A 26,349-nucleotide genomic window follows, 5' to 3' on the forward strand; every position below is an offset into this window, starting at 1 on the left:
AAACATACTTTTTATGAATAATAATACAATTTTATCTTAACCATCCAAATACTATGTTTAGTATGAGTACGTTTTTGGTTAACTTTACAAAACTTTTTATCGCTTCATGCTCATCCCTAAGAAACTCCGATTATACTCATTAATTAGCTCATCCAACGCCATAGACTGCTCAAGCACTTTCACATTCGGGATTCCATATTGATCTATCAAGCGACTCAACTCTTGCCGACCTTGCTCGATTTGGTCTTTTAAGATACTCAGTTCTCTCATGGCATGTACCCCTCTAGGAGATTCTAGAAAACTTTTAAAATAAGTATGTTGTTTAGTTTTGCTAATGATGGAAAGTACTTTTAAGAACATATTATGTTTTGCATAATACTGTAAAAATAATTCTTTAGAAAAAGGCATCGCGCTCTATCTTTTCAAGAAAGTAAAAATAAAAAATAGCCTACTGGTTGCAGTAGGCTAAACTATAAACTCGCTTCTATATAAATATTATCTATTAGTATTCTATATTTATCATGATCTTGATTAGTTAAATGCTCCTTAAACTGCCCATAGAGATTTACACATTTTGAGATCAGAACGTCATCTTTGACAAAAATACTTAACTCTAAACTTGTTAACAGAGAAGTAGCTCCGAGTTCAAACCTCTTCTTGTTAAAGTAGTAAAAAGCCAATTCGTAGAATAGCACCACTCTTCGATAATACCAACTCTGTATAGTGTATCTTCCTTGTGAACGTACGTCACTGAATTTAGCATCGATTTGAGCTTTAAATCTAATCAACACCTCATCTATATCATATTGATATCTATTTGCTGATTGAAGAATTTTGACCATTGCAGGGAGAATTTCCTCTTCACTATGTTCAATGTAAGTGATGTATTCAGGGATGACCTCTTTTCTTCCCATCATGACTTTATACAAACATTTGTTGAATTTCGCCCATTCTCTAAATTTATGAAGAACTTCATAATCTGCATAAACTTTCGCTTCATTCTCAATGATTTTCTCATATATATCAGTGTACTTTAAGGCTTCTTTGTAATTTTTAGCATAATCACAATAGTTAGAAAAAAGTAAGTTGGCATAGGCTTTGTATACGAAGAAAGGATATTGAGATTTAGATACACGCTTTTTAGTTTGTTTCATAGCCAGGTTAGCTCGTCTCTCAAGTTCTTGCGATAAATCCTTCATTTTATTCCACTCATGCAACCCCCAGTAAGCATTCGCCAAATCCTTAATTGCATCCAATTGATAGTCCTGATCTAATCGCTCTATAAAAGGTTCAAACTTTGAAATAATTCTTCTGTTTTCTTTTTGGTCATAACCCATACTAATCAGAAATATACGATACTGACACATAGCCAAGCGTTCAGAGTGCTGATATTTTTCGCATTCAGACACACATTGATACAGAATAAGCGCTGCTTGCTTCATTCCTTTGTTACATAAATCTTCGGCTACTTCAAACAACTCATCTATATATGAATGATCATCTGTCACATGAGTAATGACTTGTTGAATAATATCCAGCTTGTCAAGCTCAGCGCAACGGTATATAAACGGTTCTAAACGTCTCCAATGGGGTGCAGACTCAATAAAACATTCCACACCATACACATCATAAAAGTACCCCTGTTCCAAACCCATTGCAGAGGCAATCTGGTCTAGTTGGTTCATTGAAATAAGCCTAGTTCCTTTGATGATCGCACTTAATGTGCCCACATTAATGTCAGCGATTTCTGAAAATTGCTGTAGTTTATATCCCTTATTCTTCAAGTGATTTTCAATATAGGAACGTATATTGGACATTTCCTTCACCGCCCCTCCCCAGATATTTCATTATCAAAAAGTTGGTGTGCTTAACTTTTCTATTACATTTTTATACTTTTCCATTTGTGTTTCATCGGCTTCGCTCCGATACTCCCCGTACATATCCAAACATTTAATGCACATCAGATCATCTTTACTTAAAGAAGAGAGCTCTAAACATACAAGTAAGGCATCCATTCCAAATGAATAATTACGTTTTTTCATTTGATACCTTGCCAATTCATAATAAAATTCTTGATGCACGCGGTTAAACATTTGATCGTTATATCCACTTTTATTGTGCATATCCGTATTAATTAATTTGATCTGATTTTCGAATCGAATTAAAGCATAGTCAATGTTAAAGGAATACTGATTAGCCGACTGCAAAATATTAACCAATCCAGCTAATATTTCTGAAGGGTTGTTTTCGATATAATCCAAATAAGCATCTATTACATTTTCTTGACCAAGCATTAATTGGTACAACAGTCGATTACCCTCCCCCCATTTTTTGAATAAATCTATTATTTCTTGATCCTCTTGTGTAGGATTCTCAATTTCAATTATCCTCATGTATTTCTGCATATACTTTATGGCCTTATCAAATTCCCCGCCGGTCTCATATACAGTCGATATCATTAAGTTTGCATAGGCTGTATATGTAAAAAGAGGATAGGCTGTTAGCCTTCTTTTATTTTTTCGCCTACGGGATTGTATTTCTAATTGAAATTCAGCTTTCCGTTCCAGTTCCCGTGCCCATGCATCAACCTTATCCCACAAATGTATCGTCATATACACGTTAGCCAAGTCTTTAATTGCATCCAATTGCACTTCTTCATTTAATTTATCAATATACAGTTCGAACTTTACTGCTGCATTAAGATTATCATATTTACTCAGTGTTTTATGAAGCAAGAAAATGCGGTATTGGCAAAGGGCCAACCGCTCCGAGTGTTGATACTTCTCACTGCCGGCCACACATTTATATAAAATGAGTGCCGCTTCATTTATGCTTTTATTAAAGAGACTCTCTGCCACATTAAATAACTCATCAATATAGGATTGATCGTCTGTTACATGAGTAATGACTTGTTGTATAATATCCAGCTTACCAAGTTCAGCACAACGATATATAAACGGTTCTAATCGCCTCCAATGGGGCGCAGATTCAATAAAACATTCAACTCCATATATTTCATAAAAGTATCCCTCTTCCAAACCCAATGCTGATGTGATTTGGTCTAGTTGATTCATTGACATAAGTCTAGTTCCTTTGATGATCGCACTTAATGTACCAACATTAATGTCAGCCATTTCTGAAAATTGCTGTAGCTTATATCCCTTATTCTTCAAGTAATCTTCAATATAGGAACGTATATTGGACATTGTCTTTATAGTCCTCCCCAGATTTTTTACTATTGAAAAGTCGGTACACTTAACTTATCTATTAGTTTTGCATACTGCTCTTCCTGGGTCTTACTGGCCTGATCTCTATATTTTCCGTATAAATCAATGCATTTGATACACATCATGTCATCATTACTTGAGACAGATCGTTCGAAACTAGTAATTAAATGTTCGATCCCCTGCTGGATTTGGTTTTGACTTAATCTGTATTTTGCTAGTTCGTAAAATAAGCGTATATATCTAAGATTCAATGTCTCCTCGTTGTATGTCCCCTTTACATAATTTTCCACTTTTATGTTATTTATATGAGTTTTAAATTTATCTAATGCCCTGTCAATATCGTATGAGCACTGGTTAGCAGCCTTCACAATATATACGAATGCTGTTAAGATTTCTTTAGAATTGGCATTTAGGTAGCTTAAATAATCATCTAGAATATTGAAATCGCCCAACAATAATGTATATAAATATCGATTGCCCTCAGCCCAGCCCTTGAATCGCTCTATCAATTCTTGCTCTTCCTCTGTCGGGTTTTCAATTTCATCCATAATATCCTCATAAACATCTGTGTACTTCAAAGCCTGCCTGTATTGTTTACGTTTTTCGGATACAGTTGCCTTTAACAAATTTGCATAAGCTCTATAACTAAATATTGGGTAAAATGAGACTCTTGGTTTGGTTTTCCTCTTGCCGGAGCGAAAGTGTAGTTGAAACTCAACTCTTTGTTCCAACTTTTCAGCCAAATCTAATACTCTATCCCACACATGTATAGTTGCATAAAGATTTGCTACATCCTTGATAGCATCTAATTGTACTTCCTCATTTAATTTTTCAATATAAGGTTCAAACTTTATTGCCGCTTTAAGATTATCAAATTTGCTCAGTGTTTTATGAAGCAGGAAAATGCGGTACTGGCATAAGGCCAACCGCTCTGAGTGTTGATATTTCTCACTGTCTGCAACACACTCATATAAAATAAGAGCTGCTTCATTTAAACCTCTCGCAAAGAAGCCTTCAGCTACTTCAAATAACTCTTCTATATAAGATCGATCGTCCGTTACATGAGTGATAACTTTTTGTATACAATGCAATTTACCTAGTTCAGCACACTCGTATAGGTATGGTTCCAAACGTCTCCAGTGGGGCGCAGATTCAATGAAGGACTCTACTCCGTAAGTTTCATAAAAATAACCTTTTTCTAATCCCATTGCAGAAGTAATTTGATTCAGTTGGTTTATAGACATTGGTCTGCTACCCTTAAGAATAGCGCTTAATGTCCCAACATTAATTCCTGTAATATCGGAAAAATGTTGCAACTTGAGATTTTGTTCTCTCATATATTTCTCAATATGTGTTCTTATTGTAGGTACCAATTCCATTATGACACCTCCGCCATCCAAACCACTTATATTTCAATTTGATATAATAAATGTTATTTTAATCCTGTATTTTACATTGGTCAATCTATGAAAAGACAAAAAGGCTTACTCTCATTACTTGAAAGTAAACCTCTTTGAACATTTTAAAAATTTCTCTAGTAGTTATAAACTACCCCCACCATGAACAGAAAGCAATGAATACAAGGTTGATTCACTATCAAAATAACCCAGACTAGTTATATTAATAAAAATGAAGCTAAGCAAGATTAAATACAGGATTCTCTTTTTTTTCATAAGATTTCTGAACTCCCATCATTATAAGTTTGTATTGATGTTCTATTTCATTGGTACTCATCGTTCTATACTTTTCATATAATGAAATGCAATGAATAATATCAGTTTGGTTCTTTAATTTAACTGACTCTTCTAGGCAATTCATAAGTTGCTTTAGTCCCTCAGGATATTCGCATCGATTCAAGTGATAAATTGAACGCTCTAACAAGAAAGTAGTATACATGTCGAGTTTAACCTGCTCAGTATATCCACTTAAATGCGTTATTTCTAAACTAATTCGATCGCTGAATTTACACAAAATCTCATCAATATTCTTATCAAACTTGTTAGCTGTTTCTAAAATATTAATCATTGCAGGTAGAATTTCTTTTTCATTTCTCTCGATAAATTCCACGTAAGCAGGTAAAATGCTGTGGTCACCCATCATCAATTTATATAAATAAGTATTAGCTTCCGTCCAGCCCGCAAATTTATCAATGTAAATCTGATCTTCATCATCTGGTTCCGAGATGTTAGCAAGCTTGGCATAGATCTCTGTATAGATTAATGCCTCCTCATAACGTCCCTGTCTCTCACATGCAGATGATTTAAGCAAATTGGAATAAGCTCTATATACGAACAAAGGATAGGCAGTGAGTCTATCACTTTTGTCTATTTTTTTCTTTGTATATGCTTGCAAGATTTTAGTTTTCTGATCTAATTCTTCAGACAGATCAAATACCTTGTCCCAATACCTTAAAGCCAGATACGTATTTGCCAAATCCTTAATCGCATCCAGTTGCCTCTCTTCATCCAAACGATTAATATATGGCTCGAAATGCACGGCGGCACGGAGATTATCATGCTGATTCTGGCCAAGAGAGAGGGTGAAGATGCGGTACTGGCAGAGGGCCAGGCGCTCGGAATGCTGGTATTTCTCGCATTCGGCTACGCACTCATATAACATGCGGGCAGCTTGCTGCTGACCGCGCTCCAGCATACCTTCGGCCATCTCGAATAGTTCAGAGATATAGGAGCGATCGTCCGTTACCTGCTGAATGACCCGCTGGATGCAGTCCAGCTTGTCCAATTCTGCACAGCGTTGCAGGAAAGGCTCAAGCCTTCGCCAGTGTGGAGCCGACTCTACGAAGCACTCCGCACCGTACGTCTCGTAGAAGTAGCCTTCCTCCAGATTCATGCCCTGGGTAATCAGATCAAGCTGCGCCATGGCGATGGGGCGTGTTCCCTTAATAATGGCGCTAAGCGTTCCAGCGTTCACTCCCGATATATCTGCAAAATATTGAAGGGTATATCCCTGTTTCCTGATGTAATCTTCAATCGTTGAGCGTATCGTAGTTGCAGGTTCCATGTATCCCACCTCCACAATTAAAATCCAAAAATTTGAATTTATATGATTAGACCAATTTTAATCCTAAATTTTACAGTGGTCAATAACAATCGTGGCAATAAATTTACATTTTTATGCAAACTTCAAAACTTCTATATCTCCAGCTTGTCTTCGCCCCGAATTGCTTATAGAAAAAATCCATTAGAAGAATGGACGGGAACGTGATACAGTTATTCCAACTTCAATATCCTACTATTTCCATAGGATTATACAACACGGACAGACACTTTTATACAAGCAAGGGAGTACATCCAATGAAATTTGCCTTGTTTAGCCTCATGATGAATCTACCTAATGCCGTCACAGGAGAAGTTTTGACGACTCAGCAGAAATTCCATAACATCCTGCAGCAGGCTCAGCTCGCTGAGCGACTGGGGTTCGACGCCTATGGCATTGGTGAGCGACACGGTGCACCCTTTCTGTCATCATCGCCGCCGGTTGTGTTAACAGCGATTGCTGCGGCCACCTCACGGATTCGTCTGCTGACCACGGTTACGGTTCTCAGCATTCTTGATCCGGTTCGGGTTGCCGAGGATTACGCTACGCTGGATCAGTTGTCGGGTGGACGTCTGGAGCTGATTATCGGCAAAGGTAATGACCCGCGTCACTATCCGCTGTTTGGCATTCGTGAAGAGCAGCAGTGGGACTCTCTGGATGAACGCTACCATCTGCTAAAGCGGCTGTGGTCGGAAGAGAATGTCACCTGGGAAGGGACATACCGCCCTCCACTTGATGGAGTGACAACGTGGCCGAGACCCCTTCAAAAGTCCATTCCGATCTGGCATGGAAGTGCGTCAAGCACATTATCTACAGAACTGGCTGCCAAATACGGTGAGCCGCTGTTCACCTCGAATTCTTTTCACCCTCAGGCCAAATACAAAGCTTTGATCGACCATTACCGCGAGCGCCTCACTTATTATGGTCATGATGCACAACAAGCTGTAATTGGTTCTGGTGCTGGCAGCCTCTATCTTGCGAGCACGGGCGAAGAAGCCATTCGCCGTTACAAGCCATATTACGAAGCATTTCATGCTACCGCGGCGGCACAGCATAATCAGTCTCCTTTTACGGATCTGGAGGACAACATCGCCCGCGGCCCGGTTCTGATCGGCAGCCCGGAGCAGGTGATCGCCAAGATCCTGGACTATCATGCCGCTTACGGGCACCAGGTGCTCAGTATAAGCGTTGACGGACTCACGCATAGCGAGCAACTGGAGCAAGTGGAACGTTTTGCCACAGAAGTGGCCCCTGTATTACGACGCGAACTGCCAAGTTCGGTGTGGAATGATCCCCCCGTTTTAAACGAGTACGAAACTTCCTTCATCCCTCAAGAGACGGACACATGGCCCACTGCCATCTCCCCGATCTTCCAGGTATAGACTTCGTCTGGCCACGCAGTAACCGTATCTCCGGGTAATTCGGTCTTCTTCCGATTTGCCCTCTTCCTTTTCCTCTTCTTCTCTTCCTTCATTGATCCCATGTTGGCTATCACTTCTTGCTATGCCTCAGATCCGATGCCTTTAAATACGGTACTTAGCAACAGCTCCACAAACGTATCATCCATCGGCTCACCCGTGACCAGCATCCGGTAAAATACAGGCCCATAGATCATGTCGATATACAGTCCAATATCCAGTCCTTGCTTCAACTCGCCACGTGCCACGCCTTTCTCCAGAATGCCCCATGCTTCACGGCGGCGCGGTTGAATATATCTGCTACGGTATTCTTCCGCTAGAACGGGATCAGACTGCCCTTCTCCGATGATCTGTGTAATGACTTTCCCTTCGGCACTTGTCAAAAATTGAACCAGGTTCCCTGCATGAGCACGCACATCCTCATATACAGATCCCGTATCCGGCACAGGCAACCTGGCCGTTAACGCCGACATGTACCCGTCCAGCATAACAGCACCTTTACTTGGCCACCATTTGTAGATGGTGGCTTTGCTGACCTGTGCACGTTCGGCAATCTTTTCAATCGTCACCGCCGCGAACCCATCCTCAAGCAACAGTTCATATGCCGCCGCCAGAATGGCATTCTGGGTTTCCATGTTGCGGGGACGTCCTCTTTTTGCAGTCATTGCTGACCCCTCCATTGTAATCATCTATATAGGCTGAACTAAAGTATTTACACAACCACTTCAATGACAGAATAACCTTTCAATCGCTGTTATTCCCAGATTTTTTCTGTCCTCTCCGTTATCTGTGTAAAAATAGTTCAGCTAAAATAGCTAAAAAAAATAAAATTAACAAAACGATACGTTCATTATACTAAAATGCAGCGTCAATATACATTTTTAAGCTCACGCAATGTCATTATATGTCCGTCATCTTTATGTAAAATCACTTGGTTCTGTAACTGCCTATTTACAATACTAAACGTATCGTATATTATTTAGGTGTAATTAGTAAACGGAACGTGTATTAATTCAAACCACCCTTAATTCGCAGTACAAATGGTAGCTGAATTACGATAACTATTATTGGAGGTTGATCTTATGGATACCACACAGAAACAAAGTACTAACCAGACTCAGACGACCGTGCCTGCCTGGATTATTTTCCTGCTTGCTGCTTCCTGCGGTCTGATCGTAGCCAACCTGTATTATGCTCAGACCGTTCTTGGGCCGATCAGCAGCACTACAGGTCTCTCGTCTGCCGCAGCCGGATTAATCGTAACACTGACACAGATTGGATATGTCATTGGTCTGCTGTTCATCGTGCCGCTCAGCGACATTATTGAAAATCGCCGTTTAATGGTTCTGTTTCTCATTGTACTTGTGGTAGCGCTGATCACCGCCACCTTCTCCACCAGTGCTTTCCTCTTTCTGACGGCTTCACTGCTCATTGGTATCGGTTCTGTCGTTGCACAGATTTTGGTGCCATATGCGACCTACCTGACTTCCGAAGAGCAACGCGGACAGGTGGTCGGCAATGTGATGAGCGGTCTGCTGCTTGGCATAATGCTCGCACGCCCTGTCGCCAGCTTTATTACCAGCGTGTTCGGCTGGCAAGCGGTCTTTGCATTCTCGGCCGTGGTGATCGCATTGCTCATGCTGCTACTGTCGCGGGCACTTCCAGCCCGTCAGCCTGATCCGAACCTGACTTATGGACAATTGATTATCTCCCTCGGTACACTGCTTCGTACCCTGCCGATGTTACGGCGTCGCGCGTTCTATCAGGCCAGCTTGTTCGGTGCATTCAGCCTGTTCTGGACGACGGTGCCTCTTCGGCTCGCAAACGACTTTGGCCTGTCGCAGCAAGGGATCGCCTGGTTTGCTCTCGCTGGGGTAGGCGGCGCCATTGCCGCCCCGATTGCCGGAAGATGGGCAGACCGCGGTTATACCCGAGTGCTCACCGGAGCCGCTATGATCATTGCCGCAGCCTCCTTTGGTCTAGCGTATGTGTTCCAGAGCCATTCTACACCAGCCCTGATCCTGTTGGTTGTGGTCGCCATTACGCTGGATATGGCTGTTTCCGGTAATCTGGTGCTGGGTCAACGCATCATCTACTCCCTCGGGAACGAAGCAAGAGGACGTGTGAATGGCCTGTTTATGTCGATCTTTTTCATCGGTGGGGCCATCGGTTCTTCACTTGGTAGCTGGTCATATGCCCATGGGGGCTGGAGCCTCACGACACTGATCGGTCTAATCATGCCACTGCTCGCGCTGTTATACTACTTCACGGAGAAAAAGATCACGGCTGTAAGCGGCAAATAACCTGTATCTGATCTGTACCTGTATCAGCACCTTTATCTTTATCTTTATCTTTATCTGTGCCTGGACCTGTACCTTTATCTTTTCTTTATCTTTGTCCTTTCCCTTGCCTTTGTCTTTGCCCGTACCAGTCTATACTTTACCTATACTTCTATCTTTACCTTTCCATGCGGTCGCTGCTCCTGCATCCCATTTGCATCACCAGATACAGAGCATTCATCTAAAAAATGCTCCCTATACAAAGCAAGGGCAGAGGCCATCCATAGGATCGCTTCTGCCCTTCTTGTTATGTTCGTATCCCTTATGTTTCGTGCCCCGTGCGGACAAATCGTTCTGTCCTGCGCTAATCTCCACTCTGTTCTATTCCGTTCCAGCCAGGCGCGACAGCCTGAATGCTGTAGCTATACCCAGCTCGCTGTACTCCTTTTAAAGCGTATCCCCAAACCTGCCTTATTTCATGGCACTATTTCATCACACTGAACTTCTTGGTCGCCATCCGAACGGACTCGTCTTCTCCCCATACAATGACACCTACGACTTTGGTCGCCTCCAATGTCATCGATGCAATTTCACTTGCATATTGTTCAAAAGCGTTATTCAGGGACTGCCCTGTCTGTGTAAAAACAAGATGTTTCAATCCGTCCTGATTCTCGGCACAGGTCTTGGCCAGATTGATCAGTTGATTCTCCCCCGCCTTCAGAATAACGGTGCTATAGCGGATGCCAGCATGTTGAATGCCGCTCTGATCCCGTACAGGCTGATCGGCATATAACTCCGGTTCGTTCAGGGCAGCTTGTCCCATAAGCAGCGCGGCCACATTGGCCGCGGCTCCTTGCTCCAGATTTTTATCCAGTATAATTGCAATTCTCTTCATACGAGTGCATTCACCCTCTGTGGTTTTTTCGTAAAACATACCCATGGCATTTGAATGCCTTCACGCAGTACTTTATACGTTACCAGTCCATAATGATCCGCACAGAGCTGGTTCGTGAGCGCAATGGAGGTCTCTGTATTCAGCATAACCTGCCTGCAGGCTTCCGGGTTGGATGATACTGTGCTGTTCTCTCTATAGGCAATATTCAGTTCAGATAACAAGTATGTAGTTGCCGGATGATGAAAAATCGTATCAATCTGCTCTGGACAAGCGGCGTGGAAGCCGGACAGCACCAGTGCAGGGATCTTCTCTACAAAACTTTCAGACACAACCAGATCTGAATCCATAATGAAACTGTTCAGCTTCGGATACGCTCCAGGCACCAGCAGGCAGGAAATCGCACCGGATTTCAGGTCTTCTGCAGCCGCTTCGAATTCGGGGTATGGCTTAATCATATCAGAATTATCCATTTTTTTCGCAATATGCATGCTGCAAGTCAGGAATCCTTCATCGTCACCCAATGTGCCCAGTATGGCATATTTCTCTTTATTTATATCCATTTTTCTCCATTACCTCCCATTTATTTTCCAATTCGGTACGATACTATACCAAAAAATTCCTGCTGTCAATTAACACTTCAACGCAACAAAAATATGTACAATCGTGCATAAAATTTTACAAATAATGTATTGAAAATGGAAAATAATAAGCTATAATGTTGTGAAAACCATTCATTATTTCAAATTTTATCCAGGAGGACATATGAAAACGATCGTATACATATCTGATTTCAGGCTTCCCTTTGGTTTAAACTTCGTGAAACCCTTGACCAAATATACAGACTGCCGAAAGATTCTGATTATTGAACGCCATCAATTACATCACCCTGAACAGCTTGAAGCTTATTTTGATGAAATTAGATACGTTGATCATCTCGAATCTGTGGACGCTATCCGGGCACATATGCAGCAAATCCTGCAATCTCACTCCATCGTTGCTCTGTTAACTCCGGGTGAGAATGCCATTGAGATCGGCGGACAACTCCGTTCCGAGTTCGGCATTCCGGGCATGCAACGCAATCAGGCCGAGGCGGTTCGGAACAAGTGGATTATGAAACAAATGTTACATCAGCGCGGAATCCGTACCTCCAGAACGGCCATCGCACTCCAGCAACAGGACTATCTTCGTTTCTCCGCTACGTATGGGTTCCCTATCATCGTGAAGCCGCTCAGCGGTTACGGCAGTATCAACACGTTCAAACTATCCAGCATGGAAGAACTATTACATTATCTTCAGCATACAAGACAAGAACAGCAACGAGATCTGCTTGAGGAGTTCATTTACGGGACAGAGTTCCACTGTGACTCTATTGTGTGCAAAGGAGAGGTGGTCTTTGCTTCCGTTTCCCAATATCTCTACAACTGTCTGGATATCGCAACGCAGCAGAAACCTCCGGCTAGCATTACCTTCCCCAAAGGCACAGAAGCGGATTTTATCCAGCATATCCAGGACATCAACAGACAAGTTATTGCCGCGCTTGGCATCAATCAATCGGTGACCCATGCGGAGCTGTTTCTCACGCCGGAAGGCGAAGTAGTTTTCGGAGAGATTGGAGCCAGAATCGGGGGTTCACACGTGATGCCGCCTTGCATCAAGAACACGCATGGTGTGGACTTTTTCGAAGCAGTGACGGATCTGGAACTCGGTACATATACCTTCATGCAGCAGGAAACCAGCAACAAATTCACGGGTATGATCTGCTTCCCCTCCCGCGCAGGAGTGATCCAGCACATCTCGGGGAGAGACGATTATAAGGATGTTCCGGGCATCATTGAATTTAACGTCTCCTATGAAGTGGGGCAGCACGCCGGGGCTGTAAACGACACGATGACCCGCTCAGGGTTCGCTATTGTGGAAGGTGATTCGTTTGAGGAATTACGTCAGACGTTACTGGAGATGTATGATCGATTCGTCATTGAGGTGGCGGTTCCCGAAAACGTATAAGATCATCAATACGCAATAGAGATCGAGCTTAACGTAGTGTTTTTTTTACTGGGATTGTGTTTTTCTTGGGGAGGTTTGAAACGATTGTCTTTATTCAAAACATACGCGGGACTCAGCCGCGGCATCTATTATCTCTGCTTGGCGAGAACCATTAACAGCACGGGGGATTTTATTTTCTCCCTGATCACCTTGGTGCTTACGCTGCAGATGGGCATGAGTGTGGTCAGTGCGGGAATTTTTGTATCCATGGCAGCTCTGATTAGCGGCCCCGGTGTACTGCTTGGCGGTTATTTAAGTGATCTGATTGGCAAAAAAACGATCATTGTCTCCGGGCAAGCGTTGTCTGCCCTCATGATCATGAGCTGCTCCTTCTGGTCAGGCACGATGACCATCGGTTATCTTCTGATTGCGGTCATGTTCTTCATCAGTATTACACGCCCGGCGTATAACGCCTTAATTATTCAGTTATGCCCGGAAGAGAAGGAGCGGAAAACGGCCTTTTCCCTGATGTATCTCGGAGCCAACCTGGGTATCGCGCTCGGGCCACTGATTGCCGGCTTTTTTATCAAGGATTACGTGCATATCGTCTTTCTGAGTATCGGTACCGTATTTCTGATCTCTACCTTCATCATTTGGAAAAAGGTTCATGTTGGCGCGGGCGGCCAAGCAACGCAGACTACGACCGGGGAACGGGGACATCACACACAGCAACCGCAGGGGGAACAACAACCATATGGGAAGCAGCAACACCAAGAAGATCAGCAGCCGGGACAACAACAACAACAACAACAACAACAACATAAACAAGGTCGCTCTCCATCCAGGCAGCAACAAGGATCAGAGTCTTTGCCTTCGCCATTGTTCCCTATGCTGCTGAAGAATCCACTTGTTGTATTTTTCATCGTGGTATCTTTTCTTAACTATTTTATTTACATGCAATACTCGTTCAGCCTACCCTTGCAGATGAATCAGACGTTCGGTGAACATGGAGCAGCTTACTATGGCTCTGTCATGACCATTAATGCAATCAGTGTCATTCTTCTGACCACGCTGGTGCTATCGGTGACCCGTAACTTCACGGCTCTAAACTCCATCGCGGCAGGCGCGCTCTTTTATGGTATCGGATTTGGCGTGCTATATCTGCTCGGGGATTGGCCTCAATTTGCTATCGTTGTGGTATCCACGGTGCTCTGGACGATTGGAGAGATTCTGGTGCAGACCAATATCAATCTGTATATTGCATCCCGCGTGCCCGACAGCCATCAGGGGAGATTTAACGGCTTGCTGTTGTTTGTCGGCTGTCTGGGATATACCCTTAGCCCTTATCTGACGGGTCTGTTCATTCGAAGTGTGGATATGAAGAGTGTATGGATCATTATTCTGGGGATCAGCCTGTTCTATGCCGTGTGTATGGTGCTGCTCTGGTATATTGAAAAAAACGCCATGAATAAACAGGGAATTGAATCGCCTGAATACACGAAAAGTGTCTAAGTCCAAGCCTCGGTTTATAAGAACCTCTACTTAAGTTTTAAGCTAAAACGAAAAACGAGCAATCACACCAAAAAGGGACAATACTGAATGGGGTCTGCACGAATAACCTCCAAAAATGCGTTTTTCGGAGGTTACTACGTTCGTTTGACCAAACCTTCAGAATTGTCCCTTTAGTTCATCTGCTCGTCTTACCTATCGTCTTACACGTTGTCGTACATGAGTCTAGCTCTCGGTTGCTCGGCTGGCCGCATTTATTTACGCAGCCTGCGTGCACTTAATGCGTGATGACCATTTTGCAAAAAGGTGCTACGCGTGTTCTTCATCATCTCGATCCGTTGCTCCGCAAGACGGTCTGCCGCCACATAAGTGGCAATGCCTTCGGTACGGGAGCTTTCGAAAATTTTCTCCAGCGTGGTGTAAATCTCGCCGATCTTCGCCCATGCTCGCTCTTCATGATATCCGTTCAGCTCATCCGCAATGTTGATCACACCGCCTGCGTTAATGACATAATCCGGCGCGTACACGATGCCTCGCTGATACAGCTCATCCCCATGGCGCGGCTCCAGTAGCTGATTGTTCGCACAACCTGCGATCACTTTGGCTTTCAGCGTCTTAAGTGTATCATCATTAATTGTGCCGCCGAGCGCACATGGCGCATAGATATCACATTCGACGCTTGTTATATCTTCCGGATCAACCGCCTTGGCGCCAAAACGTTCCACCGCCAGCTTCACGGAATCCTTATGGATATCCGTTACGATAAGGTGTGCGCCTTCCTCGTACAGATACTTGCACAGATGCATCGCTACGTTGCCTACGCCTTGGACGGCAATCGTTTTGCCTTCCAGCAGATCGGTGCCGAACGCTTCCTTCGCAGCGGCCTTGATGCCGCGGTATACCCCCCAAGCCGTTGCAGGGGAAGGGTTGCCAGATGAGCCATAGCTAGCTGAGATTCCTGTGACATAATCAGTCTCCTGATAGATCAGATTCATGTCCTCTTCCGTCGTTCCCACATCCTCGGCAGTGATGTAACGGCCATTCAACCCTTGAATGTAACGGCCGAAGGCGCGGAACATGGCTTCATTTTTGTCACGACGCGGATCTCCGATAATTACGGTTTTACCCCCGCCCAGATTGAGGCCGGATACTGCATTTTTATATGTCATGCCCCGAGCAAGACGCAGTGCATCTTCGATGGCAGCTTCCTCAGAAGCGTATGTCCACATCCGTGTACCGCCTAGCGCAGGCCCAAGTGTTGTATCGTGTATGGCGATGATGGCCTTCAAGCCCGAATTTCGATCCTGGCACAGAACCAGTTCCTCATAATCATGTCGCTCCATTGCTTCAAACCAACTCATGTGCTAACCGTCTCCTCTAACCATTTTTGCGATAAATCGCAGCGTCGAATTCTAGCGTTCCTATTTACGTTCCACCCTCTATTGTACCCATATCCACCCAGTTTGTGCAAAATCACATCACGATGTTCGCTTTTGGACTCCTCTGCATTCGTATCCAAGCCAAAGCAAACCAGACGAATACCTTGAGGAACGGAATCTCACCATAGCAAAAAGAGGCTCCGCCTGTCACCCTGTGACTGGTCAGCCTCTCCAATAACTCGCTCTGGATGCATAGGCAGGTCGATACGCTCATGTACTCATATGCTCACAATTGTATACCTATGTACCCTCGCCATCTCACCATATCGCTATCTCGCTCTACGCTCTAGGTCAGCGTTTCAACCACATTGATCGGATGCAACGCCCCATCCACCGCAAAAGAAGCCTGCCCTGTCTCTTCCGAGACTACCAGCACTACCGCATCGGTCAACTCGCTTAATCCGAGTGCCGCCCGGTGGCGTGTGCCCAGCTTTCGTTCGTGGGCTTCGGCTTGGGATAACGGCAGCACATTGCCGGCAGACACAATCTGGTTGCCACGAATCAGCACAGCTCCATCATGTAGTGGCGCACCGGGAATGAAGAGCGATTCGAGTAACGCGTGAGTTACTTTGGCATCCACCGCTACACCGGAATGAATCATCGTCTCCAGCGGAACCTCCCGTTCAATGACAATCAGCGCTCCATACCTGCGGTCGGATAGATGCTGCACACTGGACGTCAGTTCTGCAAACTTCTCGGTAAACGGGGACAAATAACAGTCGAGATAAAAAGAAGAAGCAAGCACTTCAATGTGCTTGATCTCGGCACGAATCTCCGCAAACTGTCCCAGCAAACAGACACTGTCATGGTCAAAGCGCGATAACGTCACATTCATTCGTTCTGCTACACGGTGCAGGTCCGCCTTTAACTTTTGCCGCATCAGAGAACTGTCACAGTCTGCTTGTCCCGTGTGCTGATTCATCTTGTGCCCGCCCCCTCTTCTTAAATTGGTACACATCTGCCTTCAAACCTGACTGCTTTGTGAATCATCTGCTCTCCGGCTCCAACTCCATGATTAGTACCCCTACCTTCCCCCGAAGAGGCAAGATTTATGCAAAATTAATCCACAGCTATAACACTCCATTTCCCCAATTGATCCGCTACGAAATATACGGTTACCGCCGCATGCTCTATCTTATTCTCTCTTATCATTTCGCCTTCGACCGTAACGAGTATATGGTTTTTCGTTTCATCTTTCGAGATATGATTTATATCTGTAAACTTATAATCTCCATCATAGCTCCACATATAGGCATCAGCAGTTTCGGAATCTTTGAACGTACTGCGGAATGTTTTTTCATCTGAATGAGCCTGTGCAACCAGATATTTCTTCAAAACGTTCTTGATCTGGTCATTCAGCAGAGGGTCCCTCTCTTTCTCAAAATCAATGAACACTCCTCTTTCAAAGTCAGCAAGAGCCGGGGAATCAGGACTGTTTTGTTCTTGGTCTATTTTATTTTCTTCTTTGTCTTCTTTCTGTTGCTGCTCGATTGCTTGCTCATCCACGGCCTCATTTGGATTTGTATTATTCTTGGCTTCATTTCCGCAAGCAACCAAAATTACAAGAATGCCTGACAGAAAAAGCAACATTCTTAATTCTCTTTTCATCTTTAATCTCTCCTTTGCCGTTTACGTGCGGTCACATCGCTTATATAAACAAACAACGTTAGATGTATGTAAAGGTTGCGTAAAATACACGAAGAAGCCGGGTGACGAACCCCAGCTTCTTTGCGAAAATTGTCTGATGCCATTTCTGACTCTGGTAAATTTCTATTGAGCCTTGCCGTAAGAACCGGCTTTAAATGTCGTTGGATCATACCATTTGTACCCTGCCGCCGGCGCAGCCCACGGCTCAAGCTGTGGCTCGGTGGAACTTGCTGGTGTCTCCATTGGCAACAAGCTTGTTGCTGTATCAAGGGTCAGACCTGGCACTTGGGACAGGCTGGTGTAACTTTCTTTGACCGCGAGCCATTTCACCGTATTCACGAGGAATATGGCGTCGTCCACTTCCTTGAAACCATCATAGGTTTTCTTGGTGGCTCCGTTTTCTTCACGCAAATACTTTGGCGACGCATCTTCAACCGGAGAGGAATCACCGATGAACGCCGCTTTTCCTGCGCCTACTTTCGCAACCGCGGCGTACGCCCCTTCTGCTCTTCCGCCACCGCTATATACGCCCTGATCAACGGCGTTATTCCATTTGGACACGCCCGTTGGAACATAAACCAAACCTTTAGCTTTGTTCGGGTCCAGAATGGCAATCGTTGATCCGGCGTGCATGGCTACAGCTTGTACTCCTGTCGTGATGCCAAAAGCTTGTGATGGCGCAACGATATCTGTGGCATTCACATCACCCAGCGCGTTATAGCGGAAACGAACACCGAAGTTCGTTCCGAGCCAGTCGGAACTGGTCACGCCTTGCATCGCCGGGGATTCCGCTTCGGCAGAGGACATGCCTTTGGCTGGATTCAGGAAAGCACCGCGGCGGTAGCCGTTGAACACTTCGGAAGAATCCCAGCGGTTTTTGTTCCGGTCTGCATTGTAGTGATCGGAGATGAAGAACACACTACCGCCATTTTGTACGTATTGCAGGAGCGCAGCCTGCTCCGTGGCCTTGAATGGCACGTTGGCCTCGCCAATGACAAACACGTCATAGTCTTTCAATTTGTTATAGGTGTACGCTTGCTCACCAAATGTATACGGGATGCTGCGTTCCAGCTGATCCACGGTAAAGCCTGCGTTTCGCAAACCATTCGCAAAGTCTGAAAAAGCTCCATCGATAATCCAGTCCGCCGCACCTGCGGTCTGAGCATGCGTGTTATCAAACAGCACTTTTTTGCCGTTGCCGCCCGGAAGAGGTGTGCCCGGATTCGGATTTGGCTCGGGGTCAGGATTTGTGGTACCTGAAGAAAGGGTAATCGACGTAGGATTTTTGACACCGGCATAGCTGTTATATGCGCCAAGCGTTCCCGTTACGATAATTTTTTTTCCTACCAGACCAGGGTTTGAAGCCAGTCCGTATTGAGCTCGGAAAGAAGAAGAAACTTGCACATCCAGCAGTTTGGCGTTCGAGCGCTCGGATGCAGCATCCGCAATCAGCACATTGAAATCATTGGCATACGGTGAGGTAAACTTGGCCGTCAGTGACCCGGTTGCATGTCCCACAACATAACCTTCGACGGTTGCTGTGCCTCCGCTGCTCTGGGCAGCAATGGCTTGTGATACGGTAAGTGGTGCCGCGGCTTGAACCGGAGCCTGAATCCCCGGAGCCAGTAACGTTGTTGCCATCATAACAAAGACCAGGAATGCCCCGATCCAGTGCTGCCTTAACGCCTTTTTCATATACCCTTTCTCCTCCTTCATAACGTATGATGCTTGTCCCTATCTAATTTAAAGCTTCACATGATGAATTCCTCTCGGTTTATGTAAAATTTTTGAAAAATTTTAAGAAAGCTCCCTTTTGTCTATACTGACTCCTATATGACTCGATAATGAATACGGTTTGTTAAGTCTAGAATGACCTCTAATAGAGAAGGAGATTTCCCTTTATGAAAATAGTTTTTTTGTTACTCCTCATCATCGTGCCACTTGCCATGACGTTCATAGCACTTCGAACCCAATGGGCAGTACGGCTGTTCCATCTCCTTGCTATTCTATGCTTCTATAGTGTGGCAACGGTTATTGCCGGCGATGTCTATGCCACTAATTCTCATATGACGACGTTCACTACGGAAATTCATCACTTTTTGCTTAACCGCTGGTTTCTGATCCCTGCTTCCTACTTGGGCGTTTATATCCCATATGTGCTGTGGAAAAGCCTATTTTCGAAAAAAGTTGAGTTATAGCTCAGTTAGGCATTGCAATTTACCGACGTTCAATGCATAATGTGATTATATATGATAATGATTATCATTCTTGAGCTTGTTTATTTTCAATTACGATGATGATGCCAACCATACTTACGACTTTATAGATAAAGGGGAACGAACATCGAATGAACACAACTCTGCAAAAGGCTGTCCTGCAGCTTGACGATTATTTGGATCTTCTGAACCTGGCGATTAACCTGGGTGACACAAGATGGCAAAAGGAGATCATCCGCAAGCTGGCCTACACTTACCCTGCAACGACTTGCAACCAACCCTAAAAACATACCGTCACATGAACGATTTTGGTAATCTTCCAATAGCCTGCGAGGAATTCAGTTGTATGAATTCGGTCGTGGGCTTTTTTGCGCGTATATGGTGCGATACAATAGGATGCAATACGACCGCGATGTTGAATCCATTCAGGCAGGGTTATATGACCCATGCCAAGTGGGAAGAAGAACCTCAAATGGAGCAAAGGAGTGTACATGATGCAGCTTGAAACAGAAAGATTAATTCTTCGTGAAATTGTAGAACATGACTGGCCGCACATCCATACGTATACTTCGATGCCCGAAGTTACGGCACACACCGCATGGGGCCCGAACACGGAGGAGGATACCCGGGCTTATGTACAGGATGTCATTCGTATGCGGCTGACCAAGCCGAGAGAAGGATATGAACTTGCCATTGTTTTGAAAAAGGAAGGGCTTCTCATCGGTGGCACAGGTCTGCACCTTGTCGATCAGACCAATGCTGAGATCGGCTATGTGCTTCACCCTGCCTATCAGGGGAATGGATATGTGACCGAAGCCTGCCGCGCATTACTTCATTTTGGCTTCAAGGAACTTGGGGTTCACCGGATTTATGCCAAATGCCGTCCAGAAAACCCGGCGTCTGAGCGTGTCATGCAACGGATCGGCATGCAACGTGAGGGCCTTCTCCGGGAACACTGGTTCTATAAAGGGGCTTATCATGACTCGGCACTCTACTCCATGCTGGATCGGGAGTTGGTATAAAATCTCAGCTGTGCTTACCTGCCTGTGAAGCATGGTATCATGAGCATCATCTAGTGTCGGTACGTGCCCTGTGAAGCATGGCATCATGAGCATCGTCTAGTGTGGATACGTGCTCTGTGAGACATTATGGCGTCATGATGTTACGTGATGCATGGCGCACGTTGCGTGCGATGCACTGGTGTACAGTGTAATGCGTTCGGATGTGCGGAGAGGTGCTACTGTATAATACATGTGTATAAATTGGGCTGGATGTGTTGGTATATACTGCAATGTGCTTGTTTTGTGCGTTGGTGTCGCCAATGTCTATGAGCCAGCAAGATCCAGCGAGGTATGGAAGTGGCTACCAAAATTCTAACGATCACCACGGACCCTATTCGGATGTTTTTCAGCTGTTTGAGATTCTAACGATCCCCAGTGACGCTATTTCTCCAAAAAACCGCAAATAAGTAGCATTTTCCAGTAAATTTCGAGAAATAACGTCTCTCCTGATCGTTAGATTTTCGAATGGGCTAAAATACATCAAATAGGCTCATCTGAGATCGTTAGCCGCCGGGGGGATTTGTTACCCCATAGTTTGGGAAAGTCACATACCCAAAAGGACGAAAAAAAGGACAGAACAGCCCTCGCCGCTCCACCCTTTTTAACAATGAATCCAATTCGTGTTGTTTCATTAATTCCGTTTGGTCCAATACGTTTAATTCAGTGCCTTTCAGCATTGTCCAGTTCCCTATTCGTTCCATTCAGTTCAGTGCCTTTCAGTTCAATGCCTTTCAGTTCCGTATCCGTTCAGATCCGATTTGTTCTATTCGTTTCGTTCCGATCTCGTTTCTCCCCATCCGTGCGTTCTCTCTAATTACCTGTTTCGATACCTGAATCCACTGTAATATGGCCTACAGACGACACAGTTCTTTCGGACAACTTGGGAACGAAGGGCATCCACACATGCAGCGGAGTGCAGCTATGTCCCGAATCATTAATTTGCCGTCCAGCATATCGAGGGTGCCCTGCTCTTTCCACGCTCCGAGCATACGTGTAACACTTTCCCGAGTCGCCCCGATCATCTCAGCGAGTTCAGTGTGGTTCAGCTTCATCTCCAGCACAATGCCATCCGGAACAATCTTGCCATACGTATTGCTGGCACGGATCAGTGTCGAAGCAAGTGCCCCCGCTTTGCCGTAGAGCAACAGGTCACGGAATCTTGACTGTGTAATCCGCTGTGCAAGTGCCATCCATTGCAGAAATTTCAGCGCAAGATCCCCATTTTTGCTAAGCACACTTTCAAGATCCGTCAGCGAGATGATAGCCAGTTCCCCTTTTTCCGCCATCTCTGCACTGTAACTGTGATTCAATCCGCCAATACCGCCAAATTCACCGATCAGATCGCCACTTTGCTGGATCGACAGAATAATCTCTTTGCCATCCTCCGTCGATTTGGTCAACTTCACACGTCCCGAACGAATGTAGTACAGATATCCAGCTTCATCACCTTCCAAAAAGAGGCTGTATCCCGACTTTACTTTTTTAGGCTGCATTTTCTCTTCGATCAGATCCCACTGTTCCGGTGTAACAAAAGACAGAATTCCACCTGTTCTCTGAGTCATCTTGCCCGCCTCCGTCTGTGCACGCTCTGCTTTTTGGGTGATTCTTTCCACAAATACTGTACCCATAACTTTCGTCCCCCTCGGTGATTCCTTATGTTTACATCATATCGTGAATCAGTTCGAAAGGTTATCGGGGGATTACCTGATCTTTGGCGGGAAACTCCCCCAATTCGCTGTGAGAAAAGTCACATATACCCAATAAAGACCTCGTTTGCGAGTAGCCAATCTTAAATTGTCCATTTGTTGCGATCATGCTAGCATACATTTAAACCCTATAAGTAATCAGTCTTGTCAATCTTCGAATTTATAAGCCTTTCATCTTATTCATTTCCGGAACAGGAGGAATACATATGTTATCGTTAGATCGTGACCTTTGGGAAAAGCTTACCGGCCCCTACGGGTCAGCAGAAAATGTACCCCGCCTATTGCAACAATTGCAGCAGCAATTCAGCCAAGAGGTTTTTGACGAACTGTTTCAGGAATATCTGTTTCATCAAAATACAATCTATACGGCTACCTACGCAGCCATGCCATTTCTGGCGCATCTCGCTTGTACGACATCCGATACAGCGGTGCGCAAGGAACTGTTTATCCACTGCGGTATTATAGAAGCAAGCCGCGATGAGCAGCACCACACGCCATATCCGCCATCCTGGACTGAGCTGGCCGATGTGGTGGGAAGTACGGTCTGCACGCAGATGTACACTGATTATGTAGAAGCGATCGACCAGCTCAGATCACTGACAGAACAGGTGCTGACCGATGCTGCCGAACCATCCACAGATGATACGGAGAAACGTTACATCCTCATTGCAGATGCCGCATTCCGCAAATCCTATATCGTTGCGAATATGCTGCTGACATTTTCGGAAGGGGATGAGTATGTAGCCGAGTGCCCCGCTTGCGAAAATGAACTGTACATATGGCCCGATGAAAATCATGCTGTGCCTCTGAAAGCTTATGAACAAGATCCTGTTTTTCAACCTGATCAGGAAGCTCACGCCATCATTCCGGCTTCTTCATGGACAGATAAGGAGACCCAAGTTCTGGCAGAGCGGACAGCACGGATCGGAGAACAGACACTAGCCGCACATCTGCCTTATCTGGCAGGCAAAGCAACATGTCCCTCTTGTCATGAGAATATCGCAGTATGGCCAGCATTACTGAGCACATTTACAATGTAGAAAAATAGACATGCGTACCATTTTCTGATCTGCAGGAGAGTCTTCCTGACTATACACCGATTCCAGAAAACACATTCAAACGAGACAGTTGGCGGAGATTGCCAGCTGTTTTTTCATTCTTATGCTTCTCGGAGTGATCCGGTGCCCACGTTCAGCAGTTTCCAGAAGTGAAATAGGGGTTTTCCCTGAATTACAAGGCTGACGAAACAGTCTACAATAGAACTAACATCGGAATAACCTGATTGTAAACTGATTCTCCCATCCAACGAGCCTTGAGTTCAAGGTTACCCATATGTTGTGACAACGATGAACGACCACGATAATGAAGGAACGTAACGAGTGAAGAACAGATCGTCATATGATTCGAAAAAAGGAAGTGTCCCTCATGCATGATGAAGTCTCATCTGCCGTTCAGGAGATGATGAGCGGCCTGTGTCAGAGCACCGCCGGCGATTTTTGCGGAATGGCTTGTGTGTCTGGATCAATGTTGCGCTGGAAATATACCTTCGGGGCAACCAATGAACGTGTCAAACGCATGGCTATGCGCCCTGGACAAGATCTGGTAGGCACGGCGCTACGAACCGGACGCACGGTTATGCTGGATGAGCAGTCCCGTGGGGAGTATACCCCGGATCGTTGCCCGCTTATGCTTGCTGAACGACTCGTATGTGCTGTAGCCGTCCCCCTGTTCAGCGAAGGTAGCCTGCCCAGCGGTGTATTACTTGTGGGAAGCCGCACCCCTCGCACGTTTTCTTCCGAGATGGTGATGCAAACCGAGCAAGCCGCCAGACAATTAGAGCTGCATGCGTGAGTAGGGTAAGAGCACAGAATCTGACTACACCGTATGGGGAGCGTTGCATCATTCCCTCCTTATCATCTATGCATTCCATGTAATAAGTACACTGAATAGGAGACTTTTCGGAGATTAACCTCTGAAAAGCCTCTTTTTTTTGGTATGATGGATACAGATGATGGAAGCGGACAGGGGGAAATGAATGTGATTCGACTGTTAGTTGTGGACGACCATGTGGTTGTACGCTCGGGGCTAATCGCCCTGCTTGAAGGAAAGAACGATATACATATTGTTGGCGATGCAGCGGATGGTGACGAAGCCATTGCCAAAGCACAGGAACTGCAACCCGATGTGGTTCTGATGGATTTCAGTATGCCTCCGGGCAAGGATGGATTGACCGCTACGGCGGAGTTAAAAAAACTCATCCCGGATGTATCGATTTTAATTCTAACGATGCATGATGATGAGGAATACCTGTTCCGCGCCATCCACGCGGGAGCTTCCGGGTATATCCTCAAAAGCGCGCCCCACGAGGAATTGCTCGCTGCCATTCGTTCTGTAGCCGATGGAAGCGCCTACCTCTATCCAAGTGCGACCAAACGATTAATGAGCGAGTATCTGGACAAAGCCAAACAGGAAAATGCCGGGCCATACGACACGCTCTCCGATCGGGAAAAAGAGATCTTATCCTGGATTGCCAAAGGATACGCCAATAAGGAAATTGCCGAGCATCTGGTCATCAGTGTCAAAACGGTGGAATCCCACAAAAGCAATCTGATGGAAAAGCTTGGCCTGCGCACCAGACCGGAACTGGTGAAGTTTGCGATGAAAAAGGGGTTGTTGAACTTTGAGTAAGCCACGCAAAAACAGACTCAGCGGATTAGCTGACCAACCTGTTCAGCTCCTACTCAGCGAAATTGACAAGCACATCTCGGATAACGAATTCCGAAGCAAACTGAAGGGTTCGCTGCATCAACTTGGTGATTTGAAGTTTGCACTCGACGAATCCTCGATCGTAGCACTGACGAATCGTTTAGGTAAAATCCAGTACGTGAACGATAAATTCTGTGAAATTTCCCAATATAGCCGCGAGGAGCTCATTGGTCAGGATCACCGGATTATTAACTCGGGGTATCACGGTAAAACCTTTATGAAGACGTTGTGGGACACAATTTCTGCCGGCAAGGTGTGGAATGGCGAGATTCGGAATCGTGCGAAAGACGGCAGTTATTACTGGGTAAATACCACGATTGTGCCTTTCCTCGATAATGACGGGGAGCCATATCAGTATTTAGCTGTACGCAGTGAGGTAACCAAGCTGAAACAAGTCGAGGCCGAGCTGCAACAGATGATGTCGCAAGTCATGAACATTCAGGAAGAAGAGCGGCGGCGCATCTCCCGTGACCTCCATGACGGGATTGGACAAAGCCTGTTCTCTCTCGTGATTCAGATGGATCGTCTGCTGGCAGATCAAGCAAACCCGGGTTTAGAAGCACTACGGAAACAGGTTACGGGCATTATGGAAGATGTTCGCGGTATGGCTTGGGAACTGCGGCCGTCTGTGCTGGATGATCTGGGTGTCGTTCCTGCCATTCGAACCTATATCGAGAACTATAACCGCCATTACGGCATCGAGGTTACTCTCGAATGCAATTTGCGCAAACGGCTCGAGATGAACCGGGAGATCGCCATCTATCGCATCATCCAGGAAGCCTTAACCAATGTAGCCAAATATGCCGACGTTGCCGAGGCACAAGTGACTGTAGAAGATACGGAAGAGCTCACGCTTGTCGTTATTGAAGACCAAGGTGCGGGATTTAACGACGCTACTGCGGGGAATGGTGTTGGGTTGTTCAGCATGGAGGAACGTGCACGTGGAGCAGGCGGTACGTTACGCGTATCATCAGAACCCGGCGAAGGGACTACGGTTACGCTACTGCTACCTAAGAGAGTGAACTCATAATGGGTGATGCATCACCATCCAAACAAACATCTTCACTATAGCAACAACTTCTAATCTTCTGAGAGAAGCATCCTTGCTGATACAAATTCATGAAGTAACTTGCCCTAACAAGGATG

24 protein-coding genes are annotated in these 26,349 nt (G+C 45.3%); 11 read left to right on the forward strand and 13 right to left on the reverse strand.

Going from position 1 to position 26,349, the window contains the following annotated elements:
- Positions 1 to 96: 96 nt before the first annotated feature.
- From FS818_RS29525 to FS818_RS20425, 5 genes are all read right to left on the reverse strand, one after another.
- Positions 97 to 408, reverse strand: a complete 312-nt coding sequence (locus tag FS818_RS29525; protein ID WP_313960298.1) for an aspartyl-phosphate phosphatase Spo0E family protein — start codon at positions 406 to 408, stop codon at positions 97 to 99.
- A 62-nt stretch (positions 409 to 470) separates the two neighbouring features.
- Complete coding sequence (locus FS818_RS20410; RefSeq protein ID WP_145334150.1) at positions 471 to 1,817, reverse strand: helix-turn-helix domain-containing protein; 1,347 nt, start codon at positions 1,815 to 1,817, stop codon at positions 471 to 473.
- 33 nt (positions 1,818 to 1,850) lie between these two features.
- The gene (locus FS818_RS20415; RefSeq protein WP_145334152.1) at positions 1,851 to 3,206 is read right to left on the reverse strand and encodes a helix-turn-helix domain-containing protein; all 1,356 of its coding nucleotides are present in this window, start codon (positions 3,204 to 3,206) and stop codon (positions 1,851 to 1,853) included.
- A gap of 29 nt (positions 3,207 to 3,235) precedes the next feature.
- Entirely contained in the window at positions 3,236 to 4,606 is a 1,371-nt protein-coding gene (locus tag FS818_RS20420) for a helix-turn-helix domain-containing protein (RefSeq protein ID WP_145334154.1), read from the reverse strand.
- Between the two features lie 256 nt (positions 4,607 to 4,862).
- Positions 4,863 to 6,248 (reverse strand): helix-turn-helix domain-containing protein, encoded by a 1,386-nt coding sequence (locus tag FS818_RS20425; protein WP_145334156.1) that lies wholly within the window; start codon positions 6,246 to 6,248, stop codon positions 4,863 to 4,865.
- A 293-nt stretch (positions 6,249 to 6,541) separates the two neighbouring features.
- Between FS818_RS20425 and FS818_RS20430 the strand changes: the two genes are divergently transcribed.
- Positions 6,542 to 7,666 (forward strand): LLM class flavin-dependent oxidoreductase, encoded by a 1,125-nt coding sequence (locus FS818_RS20430; protein WP_145334158.1) that lies wholly within the window; start codon positions 6,542 to 6,544, stop codon positions 7,664 to 7,666.
- 119 nt (positions 7,667 to 7,785) lie between these two features.
- Here FS818_RS20430 and FS818_RS20435 read toward each other — a convergent pair whose 3' ends face one another.
- The gene (locus FS818_RS20435) at positions 7,786 to 8,367 is read right to left on the reverse strand and encodes a TetR/AcrR family transcriptional regulator (RefSeq protein WP_145334160.1); all 582 of its coding nucleotides are present in this window, start codon (positions 8,365 to 8,367) and stop codon (positions 7,786 to 7,788) included.
- 417 nt (positions 8,368 to 8,784) lie between these two features.
- On the opposite strand from FS818_RS20435, the gene FS818_RS20440 reads away from it, so the two are divergent.
- Positions 8,785 to 10,005 (forward strand): MFS transporter, encoded by a 1,221-nt coding sequence (locus tag FS818_RS20440; RefSeq protein WP_145334162.1) that lies wholly within the window; start codon positions 8,785 to 8,787, stop codon positions 10,003 to 10,005.
- A 460-nt stretch (positions 10,006 to 10,465) separates the two neighbouring features.
- Here the strand turns inward: FS818_RS20440 and FS818_RS20445 are convergent, their stop codons facing one another.
- Both FS818_RS20445 and FS818_RS20450 read right to left on the reverse strand, forming a co-directional pair.
- Positions 10,466 to 10,876, reverse strand: coding sequence for a DUF2000 family protein (locus tag FS818_RS20445; protein WP_145334164.1), 411 nt, complete (start codon positions 10,874 to 10,876; stop codon positions 10,466 to 10,468).
- Positions 10,873 to 11,436 (reverse strand): hypothetical protein, encoded by a 564-nt coding sequence (locus FS818_RS20450; protein ID WP_090918912.1) that lies wholly within the window; start codon positions 11,434 to 11,436, stop codon positions 10,873 to 10,875. The genes FS818_RS20445 and FS818_RS20450 overlap by 4 nt, the downstream gene beginning before the upstream one ends.
- A 202-nt stretch (positions 11,437 to 11,638) precedes the next feature.
- Here FS818_RS20450 and FS818_RS20455 point away from each other — a divergent pair, with 202 nt between their 5' ends.
- Positions 11,639 to 12,880, forward strand: a complete 1,242-nt coding sequence (locus tag FS818_RS20455) for an ATP-grasp domain-containing protein (protein ID WP_145334166.1) — start codon at positions 11,639 to 11,641, stop codon at positions 12,878 to 12,880.
- Between the two features lie 84 nt (positions 12,881 to 12,964).
- Positions 12,965 to 14,371 (forward strand): MFS transporter, encoded by a 1,407-nt coding sequence (locus tag FS818_RS20460; protein WP_186375557.1) that lies wholly within the window; start codon positions 12,965 to 12,967, stop codon positions 14,369 to 14,371.
- Between the two features lie 251 nt (positions 14,372 to 14,622).
- On the opposite strand, the gene FS818_RS20465 is transcribed toward FS818_RS20460, so the two are convergent.
- The 4 genes from FS818_RS20465 to FS818_RS20480 all read right to left on the reverse strand — a co-directional run bounded on the left by FS818_RS20465 (position 14,623) and on the right by FS818_RS20480 (position 19,149).
- Positions 14,623 to 15,729, reverse strand: coding sequence for a Leu/Phe/Val dehydrogenase (locus FS818_RS20465; protein WP_145334170.1), 1,107 nt, complete (start codon positions 15,727 to 15,729; stop codon positions 14,623 to 14,625).
- A 364-nt stretch (positions 15,730 to 16,093) separates the two neighbouring features.
- The gene (cdaS, locus tag FS818_RS20470) at positions 16,094 to 16,729 is read right to left on the reverse strand and encodes a sporulation-specific diadenylate cyclase CdaS (protein ID WP_145334172.1); all 636 of its coding nucleotides are present in this window, start codon (positions 16,727 to 16,729) and stop codon (positions 16,094 to 16,096) included.
- A 137-nt stretch (positions 16,730 to 16,866) separates the two neighbouring features.
- Positions 16,867 to 17,415, reverse strand: coding sequence for a hypothetical protein (locus tag FS818_RS20475; RefSeq protein ID WP_145334174.1), 549 nt, complete (start codon positions 17,413 to 17,415; stop codon positions 16,867 to 16,869).
- A gap of 162 nt (positions 17,416 to 17,577) precedes the next feature.
- Positions 17,578 to 19,149, reverse strand: coding sequence for a DUF6359 domain-containing protein (locus FS818_RS20480; protein ID WP_145334176.1), 1,572 nt, complete (start codon positions 19,147 to 19,149; stop codon positions 17,578 to 17,580).
- 206 nt (positions 19,150 to 19,355) lie between these two features.
- Here FS818_RS20480 and FS818_RS20485 point away from each other — a divergent pair, with 206 nt between their 5' ends.
- The 3 genes from FS818_RS20485 (at position 19,356) to FS818_RS20490 (ending at position 20,692) form a co-directional block, all read left to right on the forward strand.
- Positions 19,356 to 19,652 (forward strand): hypothetical protein, encoded by a 297-nt coding sequence (locus FS818_RS20485; protein ID WP_145334178.1) that lies wholly within the window; start codon positions 19,356 to 19,358, stop codon positions 19,650 to 19,652.
- 149 nt (positions 19,653 to 19,801) lie between these two features.
- Entirely contained in the window at positions 19,802 to 19,954 is a 153-nt protein-coding gene (locus FS818_RS28950) for a hypothetical protein (protein WP_167375706.1), read from the forward strand.
- A gap of 210 nt (positions 19,955 to 20,164) precedes the next feature.
- Positions 20,165 to 20,692 carry a GNAT family N-acetyltransferase gene (locus FS818_RS20490; RefSeq protein ID WP_145334180.1) on the forward strand — a complete coding sequence of 176 codons (528 nt, stop codon included), beginning with the start codon at positions 20,165 to 20,167 and terminating at the stop codon, positions 20,690 to 20,692.
- An 890-nt stretch (positions 20,693 to 21,582) separates the two neighbouring features.
- Here FS818_RS20490 and FS818_RS20495 read toward each other — a convergent pair.
- Positions 21,583 to 22,359: a Crp/Fnr family transcriptional regulator gene (locus FS818_RS20495; RefSeq protein WP_145334182.1), complete on the reverse strand. Its 777-nt coding sequence runs from the start codon at positions 22,357 to 22,359 to the stop codon at positions 21,583 to 21,585.
- A 284-nt stretch (positions 22,360 to 22,643) separates the two neighbouring features.
- Between FS818_RS20495 and FS818_RS20500 the strand changes: the two genes are divergently transcribed.
- The 4 genes from FS818_RS20500 to FS818_RS20515 all read left to right on the forward strand — a co-directional run bounded on the left by FS818_RS20500 (position 22,644) and on the right by FS818_RS20515 (position 26,233).
- Positions 22,644 to 23,477: a hypothetical protein gene (locus tag FS818_RS20500; protein WP_145334184.1), complete on the forward strand. Its 834-nt coding sequence runs from the start codon at positions 22,644 to 22,646 to the stop codon at positions 23,475 to 23,477.
- Positions 23,478 to 23,862: 385 nt separating this feature from the next.
- Positions 23,863 to 24,288 (forward strand): GAF domain-containing protein, encoded by a 426-nt coding sequence (locus tag FS818_RS20505; protein ID WP_186331807.1) that lies wholly within the window; start codon positions 23,863 to 23,865, stop codon positions 24,286 to 24,288.
- A gap of 186 nt (positions 24,289 to 24,474) precedes the next feature.
- Positions 24,475 to 25,125, forward strand: coding sequence for a response regulator (locus FS818_RS20510; protein ID WP_145334286.1), 651 nt, complete (start codon positions 24,475 to 24,477; stop codon positions 25,123 to 25,125).
- A complete protein-coding gene (locus FS818_RS20515) occupies positions 25,118 to 26,233 on the forward strand; it encodes a sensor histidine kinase (RefSeq protein WP_145334188.1) in 1,116 nt (371 codons plus the stop codon). The genes FS818_RS20510 and FS818_RS20515 overlap by 8 nt, the downstream gene beginning before the upstream one ends.
- The last annotated feature ends 116 nt before the right edge of the window (positions 26,234 to 26,349 follow it).

The sequence above is a fragment of the Paenibacillus xylanexedens genome, from assembly GCF_007680605.1.
In the GTDB taxonomy this organism is placed as follows: domain Bacteria; phylum Bacillota; class Bacilli; order Paenibacillales; family Paenibacillaceae; genus Paenibacillus; species Paenibacillus xylanexedens_B.